Below are 9,697 nucleotides of genomic sequence, written 5' to 3' on the forward strand. Positions count from 1 at the left end.
CCATTGCGCACCAGGGGTTCGGTCCTTCGGACCGCCCATTGCGCACCAGGGGTTCGGTCCTTCGGACCGCCCCGGAAATGACCGAGTTGGATTAGGCCGCGTGCACGCGGTCGAGGAAGCTGTCGACCTCGGCCTTCAGATGCAGGCTCTCGCCTGACAGCGCCTGGGCAGAGGCGAACATCCGGCTCGACGTCTCTCCCGTCTCGCTCGCGCCCTTGGCGGCGTGACGGACATTGACCGCGACATCGGCAGTACCGGAGGCCGCAGCGCGAACGCTGGCTGCGATGTTGTGGGTGGCGCTCCTCTGCTGCTCGACCGCGGCCGAGATCGAGCCCGCGATGCCGCTGATGCGCTCGATGGTCTGGCCGATCGCCTTGATGGCGGTGACCGATTCCTCCGTTGCAAGCTGCATGCTGGCGATCTGGTTCGAGATCTCGTCCGTCGCCTTGGCGGTCTGGCCGGCGAGCGTCTTGACCTCCTGGGCCACCACCGCGAAGCCGCGACCGGCGTCCCCGGCGCGCGCGGCCTCGATGGTGGCGTTCAGCGCCAGAAGATTGGTCTGCTCGGCGATCGAGGTGATCAGCTTGACGACGTCGCCGATGCGCGCCCCCGCTTCCGAGAGCTGCGCCATGCGCTGGTCGGTGGCTTCGGCCTGCCGTACCGCCTCGGCGGAGATCTCGTTCGATTCCTGCACCCGGCGGGTGATCTCGGAGATCGACTGGGACAATTCGTCGGAGGCTGAGGCCGCCGTGCGCACGTGCTCGGAGGCGTTCTCGGATGCGCCGGCCGACTGCGCCGACAGATCGGCGGTGGAGCGTGCGGTGTCGGTAAGTTGCCGCGCCACCCGCTCGAACTCACCGGAGGAGCTCAGCACCTTGTCGAGGATGCCGCCGACGCCGCCGCGGAACTGCTCGACGAAATTGCGCAGCTCCGCCTTGCGCTGCTCCGCCGCGGCAGCAGTGGCCGCGGTCTGCTCGCTGCGCAGGCGCGCCCGCTCCAGCGAGTTGCTCTTGAACACCGCGACCGTGCGGGCGATCTCGCCGATCTCGTCGGCGCGATCCTCGCAATCGATCTCGACGTCGCTCTTGCCTTCGGCGAGCGCCGTCAGCGAGCGCGTGACCGAGGTCAGCGGCCTGGTGATACGGCGGACGACCAGCAAGGTGAGGACCAGGACCAGGAGCGCCGCAATACCGGCCGCAATCGCCATGCTCTCGATGGCCTGGGTCAGCATGCTCTCGAACTGCGCCATGGGGATGCCGACATAGAGAATGCCGACGACCTTGCCGGTGGCATCCGCGACCGGGAAATAGGCGGTCATGAAGGTTTTGCCGAACAGCGTGGCCGGGCCCCTGTACGCCTCGCCGCGGCGCAGGACGGCCTGCCCGGGATGATCGGCGGCTAGCTGGGTCCCGACAGCGCGGTCGCCGTTCTCCTTCTTCACGTTGGTCGAGCGGCGGACGAACTGCCCGCTCGCATCATCGAACACGAACAGGGTCGCGTTGCCGCCGACATAGGACACCGCGCGATCGACGATGGCGTGATCCCTGAACTCCGGCATTTTGGGAATCTCGGCGCGCGCGACCCCGCCATCCCGCATCGTGATCTTCGCGTCGGGAACGACCTCGGCAAAAGCCAGGGCCAGCGTGCGCAAATTAACCTCGATGTCGCGCAGCGCGCGATCGTTGAAGGCGGAGGTGAGCGACCAGTAGCCGGCGCCGACCACAAGCGCCGTGTTCACGGCGATCAGCAGCACAGCGCACAGGACGGCCTTGGTACCCAGCTTGAATTGCGGCAAGAACTTTGCCGTCGCACGGTTGGACATGAATGGAACTACCCCCGGAATTCCTGCATATTCATGCAATCGGCTTACGACCGAATTAACGACGGTTCACACCGCCGCACGCGGCATGCTTGCCAAATTGTAAACGAGGCCTGCCCTGACCACGCCAAGCGCGCCGCCTGTCATCGCCTGGTTCCGCGATGACCTCCGCCTGTCCGACCATCCCGCCCTCCATGCTGCCGCCAAGACAGGCGCGCCGGTGATCTGCCTCTATGTGATGGATGAGATGGCCGGACGGCCGCCGGGCGGTGCGACGCGCTGGTGGTTGGCGCAGTCGCTGCGGGCGCTCGGCGCCGAGATCGCCACGCGCGGCGGATCGCTGATCCTGCGCAAGGGGCCGGCGGCCAAGGTGATCCCCGAAGTGGCGCGCGAGAGCGGAGCCGCAATGGTCTACTGGAACGGGGTCGCGCAGGCGCCACACCACGCCGTCGAGAAACAGCTCGAAGCGGCGCTGGCAAAGCGCGGCGTGGACTCGCAGAGCTTCCCTGGCGACTTGCTGGTCCCACCCTCGGCGATCCGCAACAAGGAGGGCCGCGGCCTTCGCGTCTTCACGCCGTTCTGGCGGCGGATGCTGTCGCTGGGCGATCCGCCCAAGCCTCTGCCCGCACCGCGGGAGCTACGCCCCGCGCCGCCGCTCGCCAGCGACGCGCTGGAGAGCTGGACGCTCGAGCCGACAAAGCCCGACTGGGCTGGCGGCCTGCGCCAGACCTGGACGCCGGGTGAAGCCTCGGCCCGCGTGCGCCTGCGCGACTTCCTCATGCACACCGCGCGCGTCTATGTCGGCGATCGCGACCGCCCGGATCGGGAGGGGACTTCAAGCCTGTCGCCTCATTTGAGGTTCGGCGAGCTCAGCCCGCGGCAGATCTGGCACGCCGCGCGCTTTGCAGCAGCGGAGAATCCCGCGATCGGGCCCGGCGTCGAAAAATTCCTGAGCGAGCTCGGCTGGCGCGAATTCTGCCGCCACCTCCTCCACGATCACCCGAGCCTTGCCACCGAAAACCTGCAAACGAATTTCGATGGCTTTCCCTGGAAGGGCGACAAGAAAGCGCTCGCCGCCTGGCAGCGCGGACGCACCGGCTATCCCATCGTCGATGCCGGCCTGCGCGAGCTCTGGCACACCGGCGCGATGCACAACCGGGTGCGGATGGTGGTGGCGTCCTTCCTGGTCAAGCATCTCCTGATCGACTGGCGCGACGGCGAGAGCTGGTTCTGGGACACGCTCGTCGATGCGGATGCCGGCAGCAATCCCGCCAACTGGCAATGGGTCGCCGGCTGCGGCGCCGACGCCGCACCCTATTTCCGCGTGTTCAATCCAACTCTCCAGGGCGAGAAGTTCGATCCTGATGGAGCCTATGTCCGGCGCTGGGTACCCGAGCTGAAAGACGTGCCGGCCAGGCTGATCCATCAGCCCTGGCAGGCATCACCGATCGAGCTTGCGAGCGCGGGCGTCACGCTCGGCAAGACCTATCCGCAGCCGATCGTCGATCACGCGAAGGGGCGCGAGCGCGCGCTCGCCGCCTACGCAAAGATCCGCAAAGGTTGAGCGCTGCTTTGACACTATTTTGAAACCCGCTATCGTCATCGCTCCATACAAACCGTGGGGGACGATATGGACGACGAGAAGCCGATCACCGAACAGGCGCTGGACACGATCACCACCGCCGTGGAGGCAACCAGCGAAGCCGCAGTCACCGCCGTCAAGAAGGTCAGGAAAGCCGCCAAGAAGGTCGCGAAGAAAGTAGCGCCGAAGAAGGCTTCCAAGAAGAAAGCCAAGAAGGCATCCAAGAAATCTGCGAAGAAATCTTCGAAGAAGGCTGCAAAGAAGTCGTCGAAGAAAGCGGCCAAGAAGGCTGCAAAGAAAGCCACCAGGAAGTCCGCGAAGAAGGCGGCCAAGTCGAAAAAGAAGGCCAAGCGCTGATCGCAGCGCTCGAGCAGGTCTCCGGGTACGGGCGCGCCCGGAGACTTCTCCCGCCCCTACCCTCGCCGCTTGGCTGCGCGCCGGCCCGGGTGATGCTCGCCTTGCGGATCACGAAATTCGCTGCGATGGCCGCGCCGGTCCTCCTTGGCGAAGCGCCTCCGCTTCTCGGATGAGCCGAACTGCTTGATCACCTTCCGGCCGTTGACCTTCTTGATGACATAGCCGCCTTCCGTCATCGAGAACGGTGCCTTGAGCGACCCCATATGGTCGAACTTGGTGCCGCGGGGATGCTCGAACGGTTCGAACCAGGACGGATAGACGAAGTTCGACATAGGAAAGCCGTTGACGAGAAAAGACTCCTCTTCCACGGCGTCGCAGACCTCGTAGGCATATTGGGTGTGCCGAGTCTTGTCGGCCCACAGATTGGCCATGGGATCGAGCACCATCTCGAACAGTTCGTGCGAGGCCGCCAGGCTGACCGGATCGTCCTCGCCGAGTGCCTTCAGAAAGATCTTTGAGATCGGCTGGCCGCGGTGCGTCAGCTCGTGCCGCCCGAGGAAGTTCTTGTGGGTGGCGTCGTCAAAATAGAGCAGCTGCCAGTCCGTCGGCTTCGGGTTGCGGGTGACGTCGAGATCGATGGGATAGCCCCAGACCGGCAGGAAATGCTCGTCGTAGCATTTCTGGAGCGCCGCCGTGAGCCTCCCCATCATCCGCTCGCTCATCATCTCCTCGGCGTAGTTGATGCAGGCAATCCGGACCGGCCTCAAGGACCTGCCGAGCAGTGCACGCCGTGCTTTTTTCATGGAAATCACCTTGCCAAAGGGAAGCTGAAATCAGTCCAGCCTAGCACGAGCCGCACGTCAGGGATGTATTCCGACGTACTGGCTTGCCTGCCTAGAAACGCCGATTGACCACGAACACCGCTGCTGCGCACATCGCCATGCCGGCAATCGCCAGCGCATCGAGCTTCTCCCCGAACAGCAGATAGGCCATCAGCGCCGTGACGGCGGGCACGAGGTAGAACAGGCTCGCAACCGAGGTCGCAGCTGCGTGGCGGATCAGCCAGTACAACAGCCCGATCGATCCGATCGAGAGCGCCACGGCGAGCCAGGCAAGCGCGAGYACGAACTCCCGCGTCCAGTGCACCACGCGGTCCTCGAACAGGAAGGCGCCGACCGTGAAGAAGACGGTGACGGCGATATATTGCACGAGATTGCCGGCGCGCCAGTCGATGTGGTTGCAGTAGCGGCGCTGATAGAGCGTGCCGAGCGTGATGCTGATCAGCGACACCACCGAGGCGAGCCAGCCGAGCCCCGCCTCGCCGGTCATCGGACGGCCGTGCAGGATCAGCGCTACACCGCCGAGGCCAAGCACCAGCCCCGCCCATTGCACCGGCGTCACGCGTTCGCCGAGCCAGCGGTTGGCGATGGTCGAGGTCAGGATCGGCTGAAGGCCCGGAATCAACGCCGAGAGTCCGGCCGGGATCGAATGCGCGATCGCAATGGCCGTGCCGCCGAGATAGAAGCCGTGGACGAGAATGCCGGCAACGGCGCTATGCGCGACGTCGACACGGTCCGGCCATTTCGGTCGCGCAATCGCTGCGATGATCGCCATCAGGCCGACCACGATCGCCATGCGAATGGCGAGATAGGTCAAGGGATCGGCGTTGTTGATGATGTATTTGGTGCCGATGAATCCGGTGCTCCAGAGCACGACGAACAGGATCGGTGCGGCGCGGGCGGTCAGGGCTTCTTGATTATGGTTCATTGCCGCCCTCATTGCCCGACCGGGGCCTGTGCGGCAATGCGAATTTCCAAACGAGCGATGCTGCGCTGCGACGGACAGCGGGAGCGCAGCTCAGCCGCTCACCATTCTTCCGGACAGGGGTCGATGATCTTCCAGAGCTCGACACCGTTCTTGATCTTCTTCATGTCGGTGGTGAGCCCGCCATTGCGGCGGATCCAGTCCTTCACCGTGTTGGGGTAGTAGGACATCAGGTCGGACGTCCCCTCCGCGCTGGTGACCTTGATGCCGAAGGTGAAGGCCTTGTCGTAATAGGCCTGATGGAAGCCGAGGCTGGCGCGCGGCGTCACGCAGATCTTGTTCATCGGCACCATGCCGAGCACCAGGGTGCAGGCCGAGTTGCAGATGCCGTCGATGATGACGCGCTCACCCTTCTCGCGGACGCGCTTGTACTTGGCCTTGTACTCCTCGACGTAGCCGCCGTGGTCACGGGTGATGTGCAGCTCGGCGCGCGCCGGCGTGGCGGCGGCGACGGAGAGCAACAGCAGGCTCAAAAGCGTGATGCGCATGGTGCGTGACGGCGAAAGCCTTCAGGAATGAACCGGCCTCGAAGGACCCCCAAAGGGCCGGCGACAGGATTCTTAAGCGAATTCTCTTTGGCCATACTTGTGTGGGGAATTCGTTAAGCATCCCGAAAAGGCCAAAAATGGGCAGCCAAGGACCCGCTTCCGGCAATTCTGTCACACCCACCCGGGAATCTGCGGGTTTGGCCCTGATTTCGGGGTGCCGGACGGGTGTCCCAGCGGCTCGAAATGGCTATAAACACCTAACCTATTCGCGGGTTCCGGAGAATCGAGATGAGCACGTTGAAGCTTGTAGCCGCGGTTGCTGCCCTGTCGGCCGCAATCCTCGCCCCCAGCCTTGCGGAGGCGCGTGGACACCACCGGTACCACCGCCACTACACCAACCCGCTGCCCTACCCGATCAGCTATCTGCACAATTACGGGCCCGGCGTTACCCCCGGCACCTTCGCCTTCTACGATGGCCCGTCGAACAACCGCTGCTACCAGAGCTCGGCCACCTATATCGGCCAGGACGGCCGCCGGCACCCCTGCTTCTGAGGCGCGCTGGCGCGTCCTCTGCGGGTGCCGCTATTTGGCGGCGCCCGACAGCAGCAATTGCTTCTCGATCTCGTAGACCGGCAGCTTGACGAGGTCCTTGCCGACCTCGCCCTGAAGCGCCTTGCGCACCACGACCGAATAATCGGCGCGGATCATCCCGAGCGCGCGTGGTGAGGCCACCATGGTCAGGGCCGAGGTCTCGCCCGCGCTGACGGCGGCATCGAGCCGGCCGGCCAGGTTCCGCAGGAAGGCACGCTCGGCCTCATCGTGCCAATCGGTCTGCTCGACCGAGCTGCGCGCGCCGCCGACGGCGGCGTTCAGCCGGCCCGGCGCATCGGTCCCTTGCGCACTGGTCGAGGGATTGGGCTGCTCGTGCACCTCCCGGGTGTGGAGGTTCGGAAACATCTCGTCGCCGAGGTTTTCCAGAATGAGCGCCTTGCGCCCGTCGCACACGATCAGCCGGTCACCCTTGTCTATTCTCATCTTGTCCATTGCACAGCTCCAGGCAATCTCGCGAGCCTGCTCTTCGAATTCCTCGAAGCGCTGGCTACGGCAAGACTAGGGATGAAGTCGCGCCGGCGAATTGCGCAGGATCAAAGATGAACGCAATGTCCTGCCAGGCAGCGCCAGTGCAAGCGCAGCATTGGTCACGCGCGCGAACCTGGGATAGTCTTGCGAAGCGAAAGGTCAGGTCTGCGGCGAGCTTTGCTGAAGATTTGTTCATCAGCATTACATTTCGGTTCCGCCACAATTTGATCAGAACAACTTCGATATCCTGTATTGCGTAAGCAGAGGAAGACATCATGAATCTCAAGACTGGCCTCGTCGCCGCATCCCTGTTCGGTGCCATCATGGCATCACCGGCGGCGTCCGCCATGCCCATCGCGCCCGCACCTGCGACGCCGCAGGTCTCCGACGTCGAGCAGGTCCGCATGGTCTGCGACGCCTGGGGACGCTGTTTCTGGCGCCCGAACTATTATGGGTATTACGGCCCGCGGCCGTATTACGGGCCCCGATATTATGGGTATGGGCCACGCGCCTATGGGCCTCGCTATTACGGACCACGCTATCGCCGCTGGTGATTTCCAAAGGGGGGCCCTCTCGGGCCCCTTCGCTTTTGCGAGATCGCGCGTTGCGTCCATTCGCGTACCCGCGGCTTGCGTGGAGCGATTCCAAAACTGATCTAGATCAAAGATGAAATTCGATGCGCCGTCATTCTACATCGATGGCGGATTTCATTGTTTTCCGATGCCCCCAGACGGGCATGAATGTGCAGACGCATCTCGAGAGGCAGCCAAGGCCTGACGAGCGGAGCCTTGACGAGCGAAGGCCTGACGAGCGGGGGCTTGAGGGGCGGCGGCTCGAGGGGCGGAGCTTCGAGTCCTTCGCCTGTCCCGCCTGCACGCGTCTCCATTTCATCGACCTCGCCTCAGGCCAACCGATGAACCGGGACCGTTGACGGTGACATCGACCCGCCGCGCCGCGTGGCATGATGTCCGCAATACTACGGCCCGGAATCCGGTTTACTGAATCATCCTGTTTCGCCATTGATTGCGATGTATCGATTTTCATTTAATTGTCACATTTCAGCATTCGGCCAGAAGCATGTTCTTCGACGCTCTCGCCCCCTCCTCCGCGCTCCAGTTGATCCGGTTTTCCGATGTCGACGCGTTTCGGCCGGCTGAGTCGATGGAAGACGCCCGCAGCATTCCGCTCGACGTCGCCAACTTCGCTGCGGCGCGTGCGATCGTGAACCTGCCGGGGTGCCGGATCATCGTGGCGAGGTCGTTTGCGCGGATTCTCGATACCGCCTATCGCGCACCGGGCGGCATGGTGATCCCGAAACCGACCGACGTCCGTAGAGCCGCACATGTTCGAAACCACCGAGGTCGCCGCGCATCTCCAGGAGGGTCTGCTGCTCGCCTTCGACGACCTGTTTCAAATCGACCCGTTGTCTGATCGCACCGCCCCGAATGCAGGCGCGCGATCAGCCAGGCTCGTGCAACAGATCGACGATTACGTCTCGGCCTATCCGACCGCTCCGATCTATACGGCCAATCTCGCCGGCGAGTTGGGCGTTTCGGTCCGAACGCTCGGCGGCGCGGTGAGCAAGGTGCGCGGCATGAGCCTGCATCAATACATCCGCCTGAAGCGGCTGTGGGCCACACGCTCGCGGCTCCTGAAGGGCGGCGGCGCGACGGTCGCCACGTGCGCACGCGCCCAGGGATTTCATCACCTCGGCGAGTTTGCCGCGGCCTACCGCGCGACCTTCCACGAGGCGCCCTCCGACACGCTGGCACGGGCCCGGCACACCTGCCGTTCCGCGAGCTGACATCACAGGCGCAACGCCGATGGCTCGCCTTGACCACGCGTCGGGCGGCTATGGAACAGGTTCCCTCGAACGACGTTGTCAGGTCCGAGCAGTGCGCCGCCAGCCAGCCCCGGGGGCGCGCTGAGAAACCCCGCGCGCCCTACGCGCGGGGTTTTTCTCGCCGTCAACCAGGTGGTTCAGGGAAAAGAATGTCCATCAGCCGCAATCTATTGTTTCTGATCATCGGCGCTCTGGTCGTCACCGCAGCCGTGCTCGGCTACAACCTCTACCAAGCGAAGAAACAGCCCGACGGCCTGCAGATCAATGTCGGCCCCAATGGGCTGAAGATCCAGGGCAAATAAGGGGACCCGCGGATTGAGCCGGCCGGGGCCTGGAGGCTCCAGCCTGACAAGTGGCGCGCTCGGAGAGATTCGAACTCCCGACCCTCGGAATCGAAATCAGATCTTTTTCAAGTAATTTCAATTACTTAATTGCAAACCGGACTCAATTGGGGGTGTTGATTTTGCTGAGTTATTCGGCGCTCTGCAAACCGACCAGCAAAGGTTGTAAGTCAACGAATATGCAGCCATTTTGCAAACTGATTGCAAACCGCGAAAACCGTTCTGGCGTCGAATGCCGATAACTGTTTGATGAGCGGCCCGAGACATAGGTGACAGAACGTACCGGACACATGGGTTACACTTTCCGCTTTTGTTCCGCGGGAGGTGTCGATGCCGTGGAAAGCGAGTTCGGTGATGGAAGAG

Annotated in this window: 12 protein-coding genes and 1 pseudogene; 7 read left to right on the top strand and 6 right to left on the bottom strand. The window is 63.7% G+C overall.

All coding sequences use genetic code 11. The features are described from left to right. Positions 1-91 precede the first annotated feature (91 nt). Positions 92-1,822 carry a methyl-accepting chemotaxis protein gene (locus AB4Z51_RS43210; protein ID WP_135214934.1) on the bottom strand — a complete coding sequence of 577 codons (1,731 nt, stop codon included), beginning with the start codon at positions 1,820-1,822 and terminating at the stop codon, positions 92-94. A gap of 169 nt (positions 1,823-1,991) precedes the next feature. Between AB4Z51_RS43210 and AB4Z51_RS43215 the strand changes: the two genes are divergently transcribed. Next, a complete protein-coding gene (locus AB4Z51_RS43215) occupies positions 1,992-3,383 on the top strand; it encodes a cryptochrome/photolyase family protein (protein ID WP_244623176.1) in 1,392 nt (463 codons plus the stop codon). Positions 3,384-3,449: 66 nt separating this feature from the next. Then, a complete protein-coding gene (locus AB4Z51_RS43220; RefSeq protein WP_167768064.1) occupies positions 3,450-3,758 on the top strand; it encodes a histone in 309 nt (102 codons plus the stop codon). 56 nt (positions 3,759-3,814) lie between these two features. On the opposite strand, the gene AB4Z51_RS43225 is transcribed toward AB4Z51_RS43220, so the two are convergent. The 3 genes from AB4Z51_RS43225 to AB4Z51_RS43235 form a co-directional block, all read right to left on the bottom strand. Further along, on the bottom strand, positions 3,815-4,561 hold the full coding sequence (locus AB4Z51_RS43225) for a hypothetical protein (protein ID WP_063982651.1): 747 nt from the start codon (positions 4,559-4,561) through the stop codon (positions 3,815-3,817). A 91-nt stretch (positions 4,562-4,652) separates the two neighbouring features. Further along, positions 4,653-5,525, bottom strand: a complete 873-nt coding sequence (locus tag AB4Z51_RS43230) for a DMT family transporter (RefSeq protein WP_028153619.1) — start codon at positions 5,523-5,525, stop codon at positions 4,653-4,655. A 98-nt stretch (positions 5,526-5,623) separates the two neighbouring features. After that, positions 5,624-6,070: a hypothetical protein gene (locus AB4Z51_RS43235; RefSeq protein ID WP_063982650.1), complete on the bottom strand. Its 447-nt coding sequence runs from the start codon at positions 6,068-6,070 to the stop codon at positions 5,624-5,626. A gap of 288 nt (positions 6,071-6,358) precedes the next feature. Here AB4Z51_RS43235 and AB4Z51_RS43240 point away from each other — a divergent pair, with 288 nt between their 5' ends. After that, a complete protein-coding gene (locus AB4Z51_RS43240) occupies positions 6,359-6,622 on the top strand; it encodes a hypothetical protein (protein ID WP_063982649.1) in 264 nt (87 codons plus the stop codon). A gap of 30 nt (positions 6,623-6,652) precedes the next feature. On the opposite strand, the gene AB4Z51_RS43245 is transcribed toward AB4Z51_RS43240, so the two are convergent. Further along, the gene (locus AB4Z51_RS43245) at positions 6,653-7,114 is read right to left on the bottom strand and encodes a host attachment protein (protein WP_441499612.1); all 462 of its coding nucleotides are present in this window, start codon (positions 7,112-7,114) and stop codon (positions 6,653-6,655) included. 311 nt (positions 7,115-7,425) lie between these two features. Between AB4Z51_RS43245 and AB4Z51_RS43250 the strand changes: the two genes are divergently transcribed. The 4 genes and pseudogenes from AB4Z51_RS43250 (at position 7,426) to AB4Z51_RS43265 (ending at position 9,295) form a co-directional block, all read left to right on the top strand. Beyond that, positions 7,426-7,704, top strand: a complete 279-nt coding sequence (locus AB4Z51_RS43250) for a hypothetical protein (RefSeq protein WP_038945498.1) — start codon at positions 7,426-7,428, stop codon at positions 7,702-7,704. Positions 7,705-7,847: 143 nt separating this feature from the next. Further along, entirely contained in the window at positions 7,848-8,081 is a 234-nt protein-coding gene (locus AB4Z51_RS43255; RefSeq protein ID WP_135214938.1) for a hypothetical protein, read from the top strand. A gap of 146 nt (positions 8,082-8,227) precedes the next feature. Continuing rightward, positions 8,228-8,954: pseudogene (locus tag AB4Z51_RS43260) on the top strand (helix-turn-helix domain-containing protein). 188 nt (positions 8,955-9,142) lie between these two features. Then, a complete protein-coding gene (locus AB4Z51_RS43265) occupies positions 9,143-9,295 on the top strand; it encodes a hypothetical protein (RefSeq protein ID WP_167768065.1) in 153 nt (50 codons plus the stop codon). Between the two features lie 209 nt (positions 9,296-9,504). Here AB4Z51_RS43265 and AB4Z51_RS43270 read toward each other — a convergent pair. Further along, a partial coding sequence (locus AB4Z51_RS43270; RefSeq protein ID WP_441499613.1) for a hypothetical protein occupies positions 9,505-9,697 on the bottom strand: 193 nt, incomplete at its 5' end.

The organism is Bradyrhizobium sp. 2TAF36 (assembly GCF_052114925.1).
GTDB classification, from domain to species: Bacteria; Pseudomonadota; Alphaproteobacteria; order Rhizobiales; family Xanthobacteraceae; genus Bradyrhizobium; species Bradyrhizobium barranii.

What these genes read in the sequence shown, in the direction of transcription:
- AB4Z51_RS43255 (WP_135214938.1), top strand. Translation starts at nt 7,848, where the DNA reads ATGGCGGATTTCATTGTTTTCCGATGCCCCCAGACGGGCATGAATGTG.
- AB4Z51_RS43250 (WP_038945498.1), top strand. Translation starts at nt 7,426, where the DNA reads ATGAATCTCAAGACTGGCCTCGTCGCCGCATCCCTGTTCGGTGCCATC.
- AB4Z51_RS43240 (WP_063982649.1), top strand. Translation starts at nt 6,359, where the DNA reads ATGAGCACGTTGAAGCTTGTAGCCGCGGTTGCTGCCCTGTCGGCCGCA.
- AB4Z51_RS43220 (WP_167768064.1), top strand. Translation starts at nt 3,450, where the DNA reads ATGGACGACGAGAAGCCGATCACCGAACAGGCGCTGGACACGATCACC.
- AB4Z51_RS43265 (WP_167768065.1), top strand. Translation starts at nt 9,143, where the DNA reads ATGTCCATCAGCCGCAATCTATTGTTTCTGATCATCGGCGCTCTGGTC.
- AB4Z51_RS43225 (WP_063982651.1), bottom strand. Translation starts at nt 4,561, where the DNA reads ATGAAAAAAGCACGGCGTGCACTGCTCGGCAGGTCCTTGAGGCCGGTC.
- AB4Z51_RS43245 (WP_441499612.1), bottom strand. Translation starts at nt 7,114, where the DNA reads ATGGACAAGATGAGAATAGACAAGGGTGACCGGCTGATCGTGTGCGAC.
- AB4Z51_RS43235 (WP_063982650.1), bottom strand. Translation starts at nt 6,070, where the DNA reads ATGCGCATCACGCTTTTGAGCCTGCTGTTGCTCTCCGTCGCCGCCGCC.
- AB4Z51_RS43210 (WP_135214934.1), bottom strand. Translation starts at nt 1,822, where the DNA reads ATGTCCAACCGTGCGACGGCAAAGTTCTTGCCGCAATTCAAGCTGGGT.